Raw genomic sequence first — 16,361 nt, 5'->3', positions numbered from 1 at the left:
AGTCGCGGCGGCCGGCCACGGGATCGTGCCGCTGTCGATGAGGACGGTAACCGCTTCCATAGTAGTGGGACATCGCTCCTTGTGGTCGACGGCGGTCGCTCTTCGTATCAATTGGCGCACTAATCGGCTCACCACTTCCCATCCGGTGATGGGAAGCGCGGCTGGCCGCGTCCCTAGCATCATCGCCACCAATCCCGGCAGCGGTCGTCGCCGCTGCCCTCGTCGCGCAGGACGGTGATCATCGTGGAGGTCCGGGGCGGAGCGGGCGTCGACGTCGGCGACGTCCTGGCGTCCTGTGCGGACGTCGCGGCGCGCGGTGGTGAACAGCTCGCCCCGCTGGTGCGGATGCTGCGTGGCGGCGGTGCCCGACTGGGCGAGCCCATGCGGCTGGCGGTGGTCGGGCAGATCAAACGGGGAAAGTCGACATTGGTCAACGCGCTGCTCGGTGAGGAGGTCAGCGCGACGGGGCGGGCCGAGCTGACCTTCACGGTCAGCGAGTTCCGGTACGCCGACACGCCGCAGATCGTCGTGCACTACAAGGATGGAACGGAATCTGTCGGATTCGCGCCGGAACAGTTCCACGAACTGACCACCCGTGATTCCAGTCGCGCGGACCACCTGCGACTGATCCGAAAGGTCGAGTTCGGCATCCCCAACTCGTTGCTGCACAGTTTCCATCTGGTGGACACGCCTGGGCTGGGCAGTGTGCACGTGACGGACGCGGCGAACACCCGTGACATTCTCGGCATCGGTGACATCGCCGACGGTTCCGAACGGTACGCCCTGGAACAGGCGCTCGCCGCCAGTGGCCGGGACGCGGCGGCCGTGCACCACGACAGTGCCGCCGAGCTCGACCAGGCCGACGCGGTGCTGTACCTGTTCAGCCGGGCTCTGCATCAGAGCGACCATGCGGCGTTGTCGCAGTTCATCGGCACCGCCGGCACCTCGTTGACGCCGCTGAAGGCGTTCGGTGTCCTCAGCCGCTGCGACCAGTACTGGCCGGACCGGACGGCGGCCCGCGACGCCGACCCCCTCGATCACGATCCGCTGGCCGTCGGTGACCAGCTGGCCCGCCGGTTGCTCGACTGGGCGCCGGCCGCCCGGACCTTCTACACGGTCCTGCCGATCGCCGGGCTCGTCGCCGCGGGCGCGACCCAGCTGGGCGAGCACGAGTTCGAGTGGCTCGCCGACCTGGTGCGGGCCGGCGGCGCGGCGACCGCCATCCGCCGGCTGCGGGATCCGGCACGGTTCGCGACGAAGGAGCAGCTGCCCGGCGTACGGCTGCCGGTCGCACAGCGCCGTGCCCTCGTCGTCCGGATCGGCGCCTGGGGCACCGCGCTGGCCTGCCGCTACCTCGACGACGGGCTCGACCCGGCGCAGGTACGGCAGCGGCTGCTCGACCACAGTGGGATTCCTCGGCTGCGCAGCCTGGTGATCCGGCACTTCGGCAACCGTTCGACGCTGCTCAAGGTCGACGGGGTGCTGCAGCGGGCCCGCGCCGAGGTCTTCGCGCTGCGCCTGGCCGCGCAACGCGCCGGTCTGCCGGTGGCACCGGAGGTCGACCACGTCGCCGCCCGGCTCGAGATGCTGCACGACGCGCTGCCCGGTCTCGCGGAGCTGCGGACCCTGCGCCGCCACTACACCGGCGAACTCGGGCTCGACGAGTCGGAGGTCGCCACGCTGCTGCAGGTCACCGGCGAGCACGGGCCCGACGCGGCGTCCCGGGTCGGGCTGGCGGCCGACGCGAGCGCCGCACAGATCGCGCAGGCCGCCCGCGCCGCCATCGGGTGGTGGGCCGGGCAGTTGCAGGACCCGATGCGCGACGCCGCCGAGGTGGCGGTGGCCCGGCAGTTGATGCGCTCGTTCGAGCGGATCGAGGCCGAGGCGACGACCAGTGACACCCCCTCGGAGTCCGACGATTTGGAGGCCCCCTCATGCGCACGACCGTGACCCGCTGGTGGGCGGGCAGACCACGGTGGCGACCCCGGTCGGTCCGTCGGGACCTGCTGCGGATCGAACGCAAGGTCGACGACCTGTCCGCCGTACTGCAGGCGATCGGCACCGCGCCGCAGGCGATCGGCACCGCGCCGGCGACACCTTCGCCGCAGGCGATCGACGCCGCGCCGCCGGCGGCACCTTCGCCGGTGGACATGCCGGTGGAACCGACCGTGGTCGAGGAGGTCCCGGACACGTTGTGGCAGCTCATCCGGATCGCCGACCGGCTGGCCGATCTCACCGGCCGGGCTACGCCGGTCGATCCGGAACAGGCCGTCGCCGTGCTGCGCTGGCTCGACCGGCAGCTACCGGCCGTGCTGGAAGCGGCCGGCCTGGTCGCGATCGCCGACACCACCGGGCCGGTCGACCTCGACCGGCACGAGGTGGTGGCGAGCCGGTCGGGCCCGGTCACGGCCGAGGAGATCACCGAGACGGTACGGGTGGGCTACCAGTGGCGTGGCGCGCTGCTGCGTACCCAACAGATCGTCACCACCTGTCCTGATGCTGTCGCATCGTCGACCTGAGCCGAGGAGGCCCGGTGAACCAGTTGTCCGTCCTGCGCCATAAAGTGCTGTCGGAGTTCCGTACCGTCGTCGATCTCACCGAACGCAGCGCGCCGGCGCCGCTGCACGAGGCCGCCCAGCAGGCGTGGCACCGGCTCGCTGCGGAGCGGTACCGGGTCGTGGTGTGTGGCGAGTTCAAGCGGGGCAAGTCCACCCTGCTCAACGCGCTGGTCGACCGCGCCGGCCTGTTCCCGGTCGACGTCCAGATCGCCACCTCCGTGGTGATCGAGTTGTCCTACTCGGCCACCGAACTGGTCCGGGTGCACTTCGGTTCGACCATGGAGCGGCCGGACGACGTACCGGACCCGGTCGAGATCGCGGTGGACCGGATCGGTGACTACGCCACCGAGCAGGGCAATCCGTTCAACGAGAAGAACGTGATCCGGATCGAGGTCGGCCTGCCGCTGGAGGAGCTCAAGCAGGGTCTGATCCTGGTGGACACCCCCGGGATCGGCAGCATGAACCCGGCCCACGGCGTGGTCACCCGGGCCGAGATCCTCTCCGCCGACGCACTGATCTTCGTGGCCTCGGCGCAGGAAGGGCTGAGCACGAACGAGCTCGACTTCCTCGCCGACGCCATCGAGGTCTGCCCGACGGTGATCACCGCGGTCACCTTCATCGACATGGTGGTCGACCCGGCGCAGGCGATCGCCGAGACCGCCCAGAAGATCGCCACACTGGCGGGCCGGCCGGTGGACGAGCTGACCGTGGTGGGCGTCGCCGCGCCACGCAAGCACGACGCCGGCGACGACGACGATCCGGAGCTGCTCACCGAGTCGGGGTTCCCGCTGCTGGAGCGGCAACTGTGGGACGGCCTGGCGGAGACCTGCGGGCGGGCCCGGGTCGCAGCGGTCCTCGACACCTGGCTGGAGCTGGTCGAGACGCTGCGGCAACCGCTGGCGGACCAGATCGCCGCGCTGCGCGCCGAGTCGTCCGCGACCGGGATCAGCGGTCAACTCGATGAGATCAAAAAGGAGCTGGCGGACCTCGACAAGACGCTGCCGACCGAGGCGGCCGAGCTCGCCAACCGGTTCGACCGGGAGACCCGGCCGGTGCTGGAGCGGCTGGCCGACGACTTCGACGCCCTCGGTGACGCGTTCCGGGATGCCACCAACCGGCCGACGCCGCCCGACGAACCCGCCAAGTTGGCGAAGCAGACCATCAGCCAGACCGTCGACATCGCCGACCAGGCCGGGCGCGAGCTGCGGGCCGCCGCCGTCGTGGTCGCGCTGGAGTACGGGCTCGGCAACGCGTTCACGGCCACCGCCGACGACCTGCCCGGTGGTCCGCGTGGGGCCACCGACGAGTTGACGATCCGGACCCTGACCGAGCGGAGCGCGTTCAGCCGGCTGCGTACCCGGTTCAGCGGTGTCGTCATCGGCGGCGGCGCCGGCGCGGCGATCGGCGCGATCGCCGGTTCGTTCATCCCGGTGGTCGGCACCGCCCTCGGTGCCGCCGCCGGCGCGCTGGTGGGCAAGATCGGCGGCTTCTTCGCCGGCAAGAAGGAGAACGAGCGGCAGGAGGCGCTCACCGAGCGCCGGGACACCGTGGCCCAGCTGCGCGACTACGTACTGCCCCGGCTCGACTCGGCCCGCCGCGCGGCCGAACGCAGTGTCGGTGCCCTGGGCCGGGATCTGGCGATGGGTCTGGAGCAGGCCCGCCGGGCGCACCGGCAGACCCGGCGGGAGATGCTGCAGGATCGGGCGAAGTCGCTCACCGCCGCGTTGCGGGACAACCAGCAGGAGCGGGCGGCACGCATCGCCGCGCTGGAGGAGATCCTCGACCTCTACGGCCGGCTGATCGAGCAGCAGGACGTCCTGCGGGAGCAGCTCGACACCCTCGGCGACCAGCCCGGCGATCGGCCGGTCGACTGATGGGGCCGGTCTACGGCGTCGACTTCGGCACCTGCAAGTCGGCCATCGCGGTCGGCCGGGCCGACGGCACCACCGTGGTCTGCCGGGATCCCCGGGGCGAGTACGGCCAGCAGGAGAGCGTCCCCACCTCGGTCTTCCTGACCGCCGCCGGCGACCTCGTGGTCGGCACCGCCGCGGAACGGGCCAAGGGCTCACGGCCGGGCCATTTCCGCAGCGAGTTCAAGGCGGACGTCGGCAGCGACGTCCCGTTCATGATCGGCGGCCGTGCGTTCACCACCGAACAGCTGGCCGCCGAGGTGCTCGGTTTCCTGCGGGGCCTGGCCCGTGACCAGGTCCCCGGGGATCCGGAGACGGTGGTGATCACCGTACCGGCCTCCTGGGAGCAGGGCAGGCGGGACCGGATGCTGGCGGCCGCCGTGCGGGCCGGGTTCGACCCGGACACCGTACGGATCGTCTTCGAACCGGTCGCCGCGGCGGCCGAGGTCTTCGCCGGCACCACCGGCGCCCCGATGACGGCGCTGATCTTCGACCTGGGCGGCGGCACCTTCGACTGTACGGTCGCCCGGTCGACGCCGAATCGCCGGTTCGAGGTGCTCGGCGCGTCCGGGCACCTGTCGGACGTCGGCGGCCGGTGGTTCGACCGGCGGATCGTGCGGCACATCGCCGACGAGTTCCCCGAGGCGACCGCCTTCCTGCGGGGTCCGGCCGGCGATGCCGATCTGCTGCGCCGCCGGGAGTTGCTGCGCGCGGACGTCGAACGGATGAAGATCGTGCTCTCCGGTGCGCCGTCGGCCCACGAGTTCCTGTCCGAGCTGGACGTTCCACAGGAGTTCGAGCTGACCCGCGCCGCGTTGGACGGGTTGCTCGACCCCTATCTGACCCGTGCGCTCGACACCGCCGAGAGCATGCTCAACGACATGGGCCTGAGCTGGGCGGAGATCGACCGGATCGTGCCGGTCGGCGGCTCCAGCCGGATCCCGCTGGTGGGCCGGCTGCTGAGCCGCCGGTCCGGCCGGATCGTGCTGCGGCTGGACCGACCGGACCTGACCGTGGTGCGCGGCGCGGTCGCCCTGGCCCGGATGCCGGCCCACCACGCCTGGCCGGCCGGCGACCGGGCCAGCGACGGGGTGATCCCGCAGCGGCTCATCACCGGGCAGCGGCTCAGCGCCGTGTCGTTCGCCCCGACAGGCAGCCGGATCGCGCTCGGCTCGGTCGCCGACGTGCGGGTGCAGGACCTCGCCTCGGCCGGCCACGAGTGGCGGACGACCGGCAGTGGCGTGCCGCCCCTGCTGGCCGGTACGGCGTACCCGCCGGTGGTCACCGCGGTGGCCTTCTCCCCGACCGGGGAGCTGATGGCCAGCGGCGGCCTCGACGGCACCGCCCGGGTGTGGAACGCGGTCCGCCGGGAACGTCTGGTGGTCGTCGACCACGCCGACTGGGTCAGCGCGGTCGCGTTCAGCCCGGACGGGCGGCGACTGGCCACGGCGAGCTACGACCGTACCGCCCGGGTGTCGGACGCGGTCACCGGACGCCAGCTGTTCGAGCTGCCCCACCCGCACTTCGTCCGGGCCATCGCGGTCAGCCCGGACGGTCGGCTGCTCGCCACCGGCTGCGCCGACCGGCTGGTCCGGGTCTGGGACCTGCTCACTGCGCGTACCGTCCGGGAGCTGCCGCACGACGACTGGGTGAACGCGCTCGCGTTCGACGCCGCCGGCCGCCGCCTCGCCGCCGCGAGCTACGACGGCCGGTGCCGGATCTGGTCGGTCGACACCGGCGCACTGCTGCACGAGTTGCGCCACGACGACGGGGTGGGCAGCGTCGCGTTCAGTCGCGACGGCAGGTTCGTGGCGACCGGCAGCGACGACGGTACGGCCCGGATCTGGTCGGCCACCGGGGAGCTGCTGACCACCACCGTGCACGGTGGACGGGTCAGTGGCGTGGCGTTCTCGCCCGGCGGCGGCCGGCTGGCCTCGGCCGGGCAGGACGGCACGGTGCTGTTCACCGCACTGCCCGAGTCGACGACGAGGTCGGCGCAGGCCGGCGAGGTCAGCCCGCGCCGGCGCTGAGGACCAGGCTGGCCAGGCCGGCGACGACCAGCAGGACCGTGCCCCGGATCGCGGCGGCGATGTGGCGGTGCTTGGTCAGCGCGATCTCGGCCAGCAGCCGGTTGAGCGCCCAGGCCTCGGCCCGCAGGTCCCCCGACCTCGTGCCGCCGGCAGGCGGCGGGTCGGTGCCGGCCATCGCCGGGAAGGCGAACCGGTTGGTCGGGCCGGGCGGCGTGATCCGGGGGCGTAGCGCGGCGGCCAGGTGCAGCCCGGTCGCCGCCAACGCGGCCACCAGCACGGTCAGGACGACGACGAGCACGGCGGCGGCGGGTCCGGCTCCGCCGAGCGTGGCGCGCAGCGGTCCGGCCTGGGTGACGAGCAACGTGACGACGCCGGACACCAGGACGGCGAGCATGCTTCCCTTGGTGTCGGCGTGCTGGATGCTCGCCTGGAACGACGCGGTGATCGCGCAGGCGACGTCGAGCTCCTCTTTGAGGGTGAGGTCGTCGTCGCGGCGGTGGTCTGGTCCGGCGTCTTCGATCGACATGGTTTCATGGGAGCACGGCGCGGCTCGCCGGACCGCATCATCCGAGGCGGTCCGGGCTCACCGGTCGACGGCCCCGGGTGGGCCGGGCTCACCGGTCGACGGCCCCGGGTGGGTGGGCGCGAGCGGCGTACCGCTCCCGAAGGGCCACTTTGGAGACCTTGCCGGTCGGTGCCCGGGGGATCTCGGGCAGCACCCAGACCTGGTCGGGAATCCACCAGGAGGCGATCCGGCCGGTCAGGTGGGCGCGCAGCGCGGCGGCGTCCAGAACGGATCCGGGTACGGTGACCACGCAGGCGAGCGGGCGTTCGCCCCACCGGTCGTCGGGGATGCCGATCACGGCGGCCTCGACCACGTCGGGATGGGTCAGGATCTCGTGTTCGAGCTGGACCGACGAGATCCACTCACCGCCGGACTTGACCAGGTCCTTGACCCGGTCGACGATCCGCACGTAGCCGTGGGCGTCGATGGTGGCGAGGTCGCCGCTGCGCAGCCAGCCGTCGGCGGTGAACGACGACGTGCCCGGCTCGGCGCCGAAGTAGCCCGACGCGATCGTGGGGCCGGCGAGCTGCAGCTCACCGGGGGTCCGGCCGTCGTGGTCGACCGGGTTGCCGTCGGCGTCGACCAGGCGCAGCTCGGTCAGGGGTACGGCCGGGCCGGGGGTGGCGAGCAGGGCCCGCCGGGCCGGCTCGTCGAGCCCGTCGTGCACGGTGGCGAGTCGTCCACAGGCGACCAGTGGGCTCGCCTCGGTCATCCCCCACGAGCTGGTGATCATCACGCCGGTGCGGTCGTGCCAGGCCTGGGCGAGTGGTGCGGGCAGCGCGCTGCCACCGGAGACGACCATCCGCAGGTCGGGCAGGTCGACCTCGGCGAGGTGCGGGAGCAGACCCTGCCAGATCGCCGGGACCCCGGCGGTGAAGGTGACCCGGTGCCGGGACAGTTGGCCGGCGAGCGCCGCCGGGCTCATCGCCGGGCCGGGCAGGACGAGGTCGGCACCGGCGAGCATCGCCGCGTACGGCAGGCCCCAGGCGTTGACGTGGAACATCGGTACGACGGGCAGCACGACGTCGCGTTCGCTGATCGCGAAGGTGTCCGCGCCGAGCAGCAGCAACGCGTGCAGCACGATCGACCGGTGGCTGTACAGCACGCCTCTGGGACGCCCGGTGGTGCCGGAGGTGTAGCAGAGGCTGGCGGCGTCGTTCTCGTCGACGACGACCGGCGCCGCCGGCGCGTCCGGCGCCAGCGCGTCGGCGTCGGCGTCGGCGTCGGCGTCGGCGTCGGCCAGCAGCGTCTCGTAGTCGTGGATCCTCGGATCGTCGGGCAGCTCCGTGGTGGCACCGTCGTCCATCACCACGACGTGGCGCACGGTCGGCAGCTGGTCGATCAGCGGCCAGACGACGCCGATCAGGGACCGGTCGACGAACAGCACGTCGTCGGCGGCGTCGGCGACGATCCAGGTCAGCTCGGCGGCGAACAGCCGGTGGTTGAGGGTGTGCAGCACCCGTCCACTGGCCGGTACGGCGAGGTAGAGCTCGACGTGCCGTTGGGAGTTCCAGCCGAACGTGCCGACCCGGGCGCGCCGGGGTACCCGCAGCCGGTCCAGCACCCCGACGAGGCGCCGGGCGCGGGCGACCACCTGCCGCCAGGTGGCGACGGTCTCGCCGTCGACGGTGGCGGTGACGACCCGTTTGTGGCCGAACGTGCTCTCGGCGCGGCGCATCAGCGTCGCGATGTCGAGGGGCCGGTCCTGCATCAGGGCGCGCATGGCATCCTCCGGCGGTACGGGGCGGCCGCGGCGGGCGGCCACCGGCCTATCCGGTCGTGGTGTCGCGGTGGCCGACCAGCCGCAACGCGAGGTCGGCGTAGTAGTCGCCGAGCTGGTCAGGTGAGTCGGTGCCTTCGAGCCGGTACCACCGGACCAGGTCGATGCTCAGCGAGAGCATGGCCCGGGTGATCCGTTTGACGTCGACCGGCGCGAACGAGCCGTCGGCGACGCCGCGCGCGACGGCGTCGCGGAAGAACTCGTTGGTCTCGTGCCGCAACTCCAGCACCTCGGCGTAGTGCTCGGCGGTGAGACCGGCGAGCTCGTACTGGCTGACCCGGGCGGCGACGTGGTGCCGGGCGTGCCAGGCGGTGTAGCGGGCCATGATGGCCCGCAGCCGGTCGGGTGCCGCCTCGACGGCGAGCACCGCCGGGTCGCGTACGGCCGCCAGGACCCGTTCGTGGCCGGTCCGGATGATCTCGAACAGGACCAGTTCCTTCGACGGGAAGTGGACGTAGAGCGCGGCCGGGCTGAGCCCGACGCCTTCGGCGATGTCGCGGGTGGTGGTCGCGTGGAAGCCGTTCGAGGCGAAGCAGCGCACCGCCGAGGTGAGCAGTCCGCGGGGCACCTCGCCGAGCTCCGTGCGCCACAGCTCGGGCGAGTCGTCGCGCAGTCGTGGGTCTTCTGCCAGGTCCTGTGCGGTGAACCGGGCCTGCCGTCTGGCCATCAGGCGATCATCGTCCCCTTCTCGTCGCCGGCCCGCTGTGAGCCTTGACACGGGCCAGCCTACTAGATGACTATGCGCTTAGTCACGAGGTGAGCAACTCCGAAACGTCACCGAAACCGCAGCGCCCGATTCCACCCCTGGTCACCAGGCCGCACCGGATCCGCCGGCCCGCCGCGTACGCCGCCCACGGCCCATCGCGTACCGCCGTCGACGCGCCTGGTGGCGGCGACACCCCTTCGCACACTCCGACCCCTCGAGGGAGAGCCGCATGTTCCGCACCAGATCACCCCGCGTCGGCCTCACCGCCGGCGCGCTCGGCCTGACCCTGCTCGCCACCGCCTGCGGCGGCGGCGACACCGACAGCCCCGCCTCCGCCGACGCCCCGTTGCAGGGCCGGACCATCGCCCTCGTCGGCTACGGCGACGTCAACCCATGGGGCGCCTACTTCAACGACGTCTTCGCCGAGGAGCTGGCCCCGACCGGCGTCGAGATCACCGACCTGACGACGATGGACCCCGGTACGCAGGTCCAGAACTTCAACCAGGCCGTCGCCCAGAAGCCGGACCTGATCGCCGTGGCGATCCTCGACACCCAGGCGATGGTCGTCCCGATCCAACGGGCCAGGGCCGCCGGCGTCCCGGTGCTCGCCTTCGACGGCCCACCCGACCCGTCGGTGGCCGGCGACGTGATGGCGGTGCTGTCGGACAACGAGAAGCTCGGCGAGTACGCCGCCCAGAACATCATCGAAGGTCTGCAGGCCCAGGGCCGCGACTCCGGCAACGTCATCGTGCTCACCGGCACCAAGTCGATGCTGGTCACCCAGGACCGGATGACCGGCTTCAACCGGGTGATGGCGACCGCGCCGCAGTACCAGGTCGTCGACGAACAGGACGCCAACTGGGATCCGCAGCTGTCCGGCACCATCGCCCAGCAACTGCTGGCCAAACACGGCCGCGACGGCGTCCAGGCCGCGTACGGCATGGCCGACTACATGGCCCTGCCGATCGTTCAGGCCGCCAAGCAGGCCGGCTTCCCGGTCGGCGGCGACGACGGACTGATCGTCACCGGCAGCAACTGTTTCAAGGCCGGCATCGACGCCATCCGGGCCGGCGACATGTACGGCACCGCCACCGAGGACCCGGGCACGATCGCCGTGCAGACCGCCGACTACGCGCTGCGCTTCCTGACCGGCGAGAACCCGCCGCAGACCGAGATCGTCGAGGAACACCGAATCACCGCGGCCAACCTCGACGAGTTCGCCGAACAATGCAGCCACGTCTGACCGGACCGGCCGGCGGCGACCGAGCCCTCGACCGTACGCAGGTACGCGTCGAGGGCCTGGCCCGGGCCTTCCACGGTGTGCCGGCCGTACGGGACGTCTCCTTCACCGTCGCCGCCGGCGAGATCCACGCCCTGTGCGGCCACAACGGCGCCGGCAAGAGCACCGTCGTGAAGATGCTCTCCGGACAGCTGACCCCGGACAGCGGACGAATCCACGTCGGCGGTACGCCGGTCGTGCTGCGCAGCCGCCAGGCCGCCCAGCGCCTCGGGGTGGCCCTGGTCGACCAGGAACTCAGCGTCGTACCGGCGTTGACGGTCGGCGAGAACATGCTGCTCGGCGACATCAGCGCGCCACTGGTCGACCGGCGCCGTCGGGCCACCGCCCGGTGCCGGCAGGTGCTCGACGAGATGGGGCTCGGACACCTGCGGCCCGACCAGCCACTGTCCACGCTCAGCATCGGTGAGCGGCAGCTGGTCGAGATCGCCCGCGCGCTGAGCCAGCAGGCCCGACTGGTGATCCTCGACGAGCCGACGGCGACGCTCAGCGACACCGAGAGTGCCCATGTGTTCGCCGCGGTCCGCCGGGTCGCCGCCACCGGCTGCGCCGTCGTCTTTGTGTCGCACCGGCTGTCGGAGGTGCTCGACCTCTGCGACATGGTGACCGTGCTGCGCGACGGCCGTACCGTCGCCAGCACACCGGCGGCCCGGCTCACCGTCGACGAGCTGATCGTGCAGATGCTCGGTGAGACGCCGCACCGGCTGGCCGCCGCGCCCCGACCCGACGGCGACCCCGGACCCGCGCTGCGGATCGAGCGCCTCCGGGTGCCCGGACGGCTCGACGACTTCACCCTCACCGCCCGCCCCGGGCGCGTCTACGCGCTCGCCGGGCAGCTCGGCAGCGGCGCCTCCGACGTCCTGCGGGCGCTCGCCGGGCTGCACCCCACCGCGACCGGAACCGTCGAGCTGGGCGGCCGGCGGGTGCCGTACCGCGATCCGGTCGCGACCGCGCGCACCGGCATCGCCTTCGTCTCCAACGACCGCAAGTCGGAAGGTCTGTTCCTGGGCACGTCCGTCGCCGCGAACCTGGTGGCGACCCGACTGCCGCGCCTGGCCCGGTACGGCGTGCTGCGGTCGGGCCGCGAAGCCGACGCGGTCCGGGACCTGGCCCGTCAGTCCGGCCTGCCCGCCGCCCGGCTGGGCGACCGCGTCGGCGCGCTCAGCGGCGGCAACCAGCAGAAGGTCTTCATCGGCCGCTGCCTCGGCCGCGACGACGTGCGGGCACTGCTGCTGGACGAACCCACCCGGGGAGTCGACATCGGCGGCCGGGCCGCGATCCACCAGCTGCTGCGGCAGGCCGCCGACAGCGGGCTGATCGTCGTCTTCGCCGCCACCGAGCTGGAGGAGCTGCTGGAGCTCGGCGACGAAATCGTCACGATGCGCGACGGGCGGATCGTACGGCGACACACCGGTGACGTCGACGGCGCGGCCCTGATGCGCGAGATGACCCACCAGGCGGAGGCGACATGACGGACCACTCGGCCGGCGGCGGCGACCGGGCCGGCACCATCGGCGGCGACCGGGCCGGGGCTGCGGTGCTGCAGGCCCGGCGGCTGCCGCCCGTGCTGAGCCGCGTCGCGCCCGTCGTGGCCCTGCTGCCGCTGATCGCCCTGGCCGTGACGACCGACCGGTTCCTCACCGTCGACAACGCCCGCGCCATCCTCGCCTCGGCCACCTTCGTCGGCATCACCGCCATCGGCGCCACCCTGGTCATGATCGTCGGGTCGGCGGTGTCGCTGGCCACCGCGCAGACCGCCACCGTCGCCGCGATGACCTTTCTGGCCAGTCAGCACCTGGGTCTGCCGGTCGGGGTGGCCGTAGCGGTCGGCTGCGGCATCGCGCTCACCGCCGCGCAGGGCGCCGTCGTCGGCTACTGGGACGCCAACCCGATCGTGCTGACCATCGCCGCCGGGTTCGCGATCGGCGGCGTCGCCACCTGGTTCAGCGGCGGCACCCCGGTCTACCCCCGGACCACCGCGTTCGACGCGCTCAACGCCACCTACCTGGGACTGCCGCTGGCCACCTACGTGCTGCTCGCCGTGACGGTCGCGGCCCACTGGACGCTGCGGCGGACCACCGCCGGCCGGCAGATGTACCTGGTCGGCGAGAACCGCGCCGCCGCCCGCGCCGCCGGCCTGCCGGTCGGCCGGTCGGCCGGGTGACCGTGCTCGCCTGGGCGTTCCTCGGCGGCTGCACCGCGCTGACCGGCGTCTTCCTCGCGTCGTTCACCACCTCGGCGACGGTGACCCTCGGCGGCACCCTGACCCTCGACGCCATCGCCGCGGTCCTCGTCGGGGGCACCGCCATCGCCGGCGGGCGCGGTTCGGCCTGGCAGACCCTCGGCGGTGCCGTACTCATCGCCGTCATCTCCGACGTCCTGCTGCTGCGCGGATTCTCCACCGGCATGCAGATCCTCGCGAAAGGTCTCCTCGTGCTCGCCGTCGTCGTCCTCGTCCACCTGCGCACCACCCGGAGCACGCGATGAACCGCGCCGGGTGGAGCCGGCCGCGGTGGCTGACGGACCGCGCCGCGTGGAGCCGGCCGCAGCGGGCGATGCCGGTGGTGTCGCTCGCCGTCGTCGCGGTGGCGTTCGCCGGTACGCCGCTGATCAGCGGCCGGCCGGTGGAGCTGTTCGACGGCTACAACGCGCTGCAGGGCTTCGCCCAGCTGGGCCTGCTCGCCCTGGCCATCGGCATCACGATGATCGCCGGCGAGTTCGACCTGTCGGTGGTCGGCACGTACGCGCTCGGCGGAATGGTCGCGGTGACGACCGGCGCGACCTCGCCGGTGACCGGGGTGGCGGCCGCCGTCGCCGCCGGTGCCACCGTCGGCGCCGTACAGGGTGGACTGATCGCCGGCCTGCGGATCCCGTCCATGCCGGTCACCCTCGCCACGTACATCGGGCTGCTCGGGCTGACCAACGTACTCTCCGGCGGGCTGAGCGTGACGTACCCCGACAGCGCCGCCACGGTCTGGGTCGACCAGCAGATCGCCGGGATCTTCTCGCCGCGCAGCCTGCTGACCCTGGCCGCGTTCGGGCTGGTCGCCCTGGTGCTGGGGACCACCCGGCTGGGGCGCGAGCTGCGCGCGGTCGGCGGCGACCGCCGGGCCAGCCGGGTCGCCGGGGTACGGGTCGACCGGCATCTCGTCGGGGTCTTCACCCTCTCCGGCGCGTTCGCCGCGCTCGGCGGCGCACTGCTCAGCTACAGCTACGCCTCGGCCAACCCGGACCCGGGCCTGCAACCGCTGATCCTGGCCGCGGTCGCCGCGTTGCTCGGCGGAGTGTCGCTGGCCGGCGGCCGGGGCAGCGCCGCCGGGCTGCTCGCCGGGGCGCTGTCGGTGGCCCTGCTCGCCCAGATCGTGACCGCCGCCGCACTACCCAGCTACTCCACCCACCTGCTGTACGCGGCGCTGCTCGCCGTGATCGTCGCCATCGAGAGCCCTGGACTGCACCGCGCCGTCGACAGCTTGCGCGCGGCACGCCACCGCCCGACGGCAGCTGGTATCCCAGCCTCCCCACAGCCGACACCACCTGAGGAGTCCTGATGCCCGAAGCCGTGATCGTCGCGGCGGCCCGCTCACCGATCGGGCGGGCCCGTAAGGGGTCGCTCGCGGGAATGCGCCCCGACGACCTGACCGCGCAACTGGTCCGGGCCGCGCTCGACCAGGTGCCGGCGTTGGATCCGGCCGAGATCGGCGACCTGATGCTCGGCTGCGGACTGCCCGGCGGCGAGCAGGGCGACAACATGGCCCGGGTGGTGGCCGTACTGCTCGGGCTCGACGGCGTCCCCGGCACCACGATCACCCGGTACTGCTCGTCGTCGCTGCAGACGACCCGGATGGCGTTGCACGCGATCCGGGCCGGCGAAGGTGACGTGTTCGTGTCGGCCGGCGTGGAGACGGTCTCCCGACACGACCGCGGCACCTCCGACTCGTGGCCGGACACCCACAACCCGAGGTTCGCCCAGGCGGAGCAGCGCACCCGCGACGCGGCCGAATCCGGTGCCGTCCAGTGGCAGGACCCGCGCACCGACGGCGCGCTCCCCGACGTCTACATCGCCATGGGGCAGACAGCCGAGAACCTGGCCCGGGCCCGGGGCGTCACCCGGGAGGAGATGGACCGGTTCGGCGTACGGTCGCACAATCTCGCCGAACAGGCGCTCGACAGCGGCTTCTACACCCGGGAGATCACCCCGGTGTCACTGCCGGACGGCTCGGTGGTCGACACCGACGACGGTCCCCGACGTGGTGTCAGCTACGAGGCCGTGGCGCAGCTGACGCCGGTGTTCCGCCCCAACGGCCTGGTCACCGCCGGCAACTGCTGCCCGCTCAACGACGGCGCGGCGGCCCTGGTCGTCATGTCCGACACCCGGGCCCGCGACCTGGGCGTCACCCCGCTGGCCCGGATCGTGGCCACCGGCGTCACCGCCCTGTCGCCGGAGATCATGGGGCTCGGCCCGGTCGACGCGTCCCGGCAGGCCCTGCGGCGCGCCGGCATGACCATCGACGACGTCGACCTGGTCGAACTCAACGAGGCGTTCGCCGCCCAGGTGATTCCGTCCGCCCGGGACCTCGGCGTCGATCCGTTCGGCGACCGGCTCAACGTCCACGGCGGGGCGATCGCGCTCGGCCACCCGTACGGGATGACCGGTGCCCGGATCACCACCACGCTGATCAACGGGCTGCGGGCCGTCGACGGCACGATCGGCCTGGCAACCATGTGCGTCGGCGGCGGGCAGGGCATGGCCATGATCCTGGAGAGGCTCCGCTGATGGGCAACCTGACCTTCGACTTCACCGGCCGTACGGTCGTCGTCACCGGCGCGGCCCGGGGCGTCGGTCTCGCCATCGGCCGCCACTTCCGTGACGCCGGGGCGACGGTGTACCTCGTCGACCTCGAAGCGGAGACGGTGAAGGCGGCGGCCGATCAGATCGGCGCCGTCGGTGTCGCCGCCGACGTCGCCGACACCGGGCAGGTCACCGACGTGGTGCAGCGGGTGGTCGCCGAGAGCGGCCGGATCGACGTCCTGGTCAACAACGCCGGGATCCTGCGCGACGGCGTGGTCTGGAAGCTCAGCGACGAGGCGTACGAATCGGTGATGGCGGTGCACGCCGGCGGCACGTTCCGGTTCACCCGGGCCGTCGTGCCGCACCTGCGCCGGCAGGGCGGCGGACGCATCATCAACGTCACCTCCTACACCGGCCTGCGCGGCAACCCCGGCCAGTCCAACTACGCGATGGCCAAGGCCGGGATCATCGGCTTCACCAGGACCACCGCGAAGGAACTGGCCCGGTTCGGCATCACGGTCAACGCGATCTCGCCGAACGCGCAGACCCGGATGATCTCCGCCATCCCCGCAGCGAAGCTGGCCCAGCTCACCGCGGACATCCCGATGGGCCGGTTCGGTGACGCGTCCGAGATGGCGGCCGCCGTCGCGTTCCTCGCCTCCGACGAGGCCGCCTACGTCACCGGGGTCGTCCTGCCGGTCGACGGCGGCCTGTCGTTGTAGTCAA

The 16,361-nt window shown here is 72.6% G+C and carries 14 protein-coding genes; 11 read left to right on the top strand and 3 right to left on the bottom strand.

The features are described 5' to 3' along the window. Positions 1–243: 243 nt before the first annotated feature. From ACN28F_RS20925 to ACN28F_RS20910, 4 genes are read left to right on the top strand one after another with little or no spacing between them, the layout of a single operon-like run. Complete coding sequence (locus tag ACN28F_RS20925; protein WP_421359320.1) at positions 244–1,950, top strand: dynamin family protein; 1,707 nt, start codon at positions 244–246, stop codon at positions 1,948–1,950. Then, positions 1,935–2,519: a hypothetical protein gene (locus ACN28F_RS20920; protein WP_421359318.1), complete on the top strand. Its 585-nt coding sequence runs from the start codon at positions 1,935–1,937 to the stop codon at positions 2,517–2,519. The genes ACN28F_RS20925 and ACN28F_RS20920 overlap by 16 nt, the downstream gene beginning before the upstream one ends. A 14-nt stretch (positions 2,520–2,533) precedes the next feature. Beyond that, on the top strand, positions 2,534–4,432 hold the full coding sequence (locus ACN28F_RS20915) for a dynamin family protein (protein WP_289209615.1): 1,899 nt from the start codon (positions 2,534–2,536) through the stop codon (positions 4,430–4,432). Then, positions 4,432–6,498 carry an Hsp70 family protein gene (locus tag ACN28F_RS20910; RefSeq protein WP_421359316.1) on the top strand — a complete coding sequence of 689 codons (2,067 nt, stop codon included), beginning with the start codon at positions 4,432–4,434 and terminating at the stop codon, positions 6,496–6,498. The genes ACN28F_RS20915 and ACN28F_RS20910 overlap by 1 nt, the downstream gene beginning before the upstream one ends. Here the strand turns inward: ACN28F_RS20910 and ACN28F_RS20905 are convergent. From ACN28F_RS20905 to ACN28F_RS20895, 3 genes are all read right to left on the bottom strand, one after another. Next, on the bottom strand, positions 6,479–7,024 hold the full coding sequence (locus ACN28F_RS20905; RefSeq protein WP_421359315.1) for a hypothetical protein: 546 nt from the start codon (positions 7,022–7,024) through the stop codon (positions 6,479–6,481). The two genes, ACN28F_RS20910 and ACN28F_RS20905, sit on opposite strands and share 20 nt — an antisense overlap. Positions 7,025–7,112: 88 nt before the next feature. Next, complete coding sequence (locus ACN28F_RS20900; RefSeq protein ID WP_421359314.1) at positions 7,113–8,786, bottom strand: long-chain fatty acid--CoA ligase; 1,674 nt, start codon at positions 8,784–8,786, stop codon at positions 7,113–7,115. 46 nt (positions 8,787–8,832) lie between these two features. Beyond that, positions 8,833–9,510, bottom strand: coding sequence for a TetR/AcrR family transcriptional regulator (locus ACN28F_RS20895; protein WP_289209611.1), 678 nt, complete (start codon positions 9,508–9,510; stop codon positions 8,833–8,835). Between the two features lie 268 nt (positions 9,511–9,778). On the opposite strand from ACN28F_RS20895, the gene ACN28F_RS20890 reads away from it, so the two are divergent. The 7 genes from ACN28F_RS20890 to ACN28F_RS20860 are packed head-to-tail and all read left to right on the top strand — an operon-like array spanning position 9,779 to position 16,357. Continuing rightward, positions 9,779–10,792, top strand: coding sequence for a sugar ABC transporter substrate-binding protein (locus tag ACN28F_RS20890; protein ID WP_289209610.1), 1,014 nt, complete (start codon positions 9,779–9,781; stop codon positions 10,790–10,792). After that, complete coding sequence (locus ACN28F_RS20885; RefSeq protein WP_421359312.1) at positions 10,777–12,318, top strand: sugar ABC transporter ATP-binding protein; 1,542 nt, start codon at positions 10,777–10,779, stop codon at positions 12,316–12,318. Before ACN28F_RS20890 ends, ACN28F_RS20885 begins: the two co-directional genes overlap by 16 nt. After that, entirely contained in the window at positions 12,315–13,010 is a 696-nt protein-coding gene (locus tag ACN28F_RS20880) for an ABC transporter permease (RefSeq protein ID WP_421359310.1), read from the top strand. Before ACN28F_RS20885 ends, ACN28F_RS20880 begins: the two co-directional genes overlap by 4 nt. After that, positions 13,007–13,333: a hypothetical protein gene (locus ACN28F_RS20875; RefSeq protein WP_289209607.1), complete on the top strand. Its 327-nt coding sequence runs from the start codon at positions 13,007–13,009 to the stop codon at positions 13,331–13,333. The genes ACN28F_RS20880 and ACN28F_RS20875 overlap by 4 nt, the downstream gene beginning before the upstream one ends. Continuing rightward, positions 13,330–14,394 carry an ABC transporter permease gene (locus tag ACN28F_RS20870; protein WP_289209606.1) on the top strand — a complete coding sequence of 355 codons (1,065 nt, stop codon included), beginning with the start codon at positions 13,330–13,332 and terminating at the stop codon, positions 14,392–14,394. Before ACN28F_RS20875 ends, ACN28F_RS20870 begins: the two co-directional genes overlap by 4 nt. Then, positions 14,394–15,620: an acetyl-CoA C-acetyltransferase gene (locus tag ACN28F_RS20865; RefSeq protein WP_289209605.1), complete on the top strand. Its 1,227-nt coding sequence runs from the start codon at positions 14,394–14,396 to the stop codon at positions 15,618–15,620. The genes ACN28F_RS20870 and ACN28F_RS20865 overlap by 1 nt, the downstream gene beginning before the upstream one ends. Next, complete coding sequence (locus ACN28F_RS20860) at positions 15,620–16,357, top strand: SDR family NAD(P)-dependent oxidoreductase (protein ID WP_421359308.1); 738 nt, start codon at positions 15,620–15,622, stop codon at positions 16,355–16,357. Before ACN28F_RS20865 ends, ACN28F_RS20860 begins: the two co-directional genes overlap by 1 nt. The last annotated feature ends 4 nt before the right edge of the window (positions 16,358–16,361 follow it).

The sequence above is a fragment of the Solwaraspora sp. WMMA2101 genome, from assembly GCF_049179175.1.
Classification (GTDB): Bacteria; Actinomycetota; Actinomycetes; order Mycobacteriales; family Micromonosporaceae; genus Micromonospora_E.
This window is presented reverse-complemented; position numbering and strand designations above follow the sequence as displayed.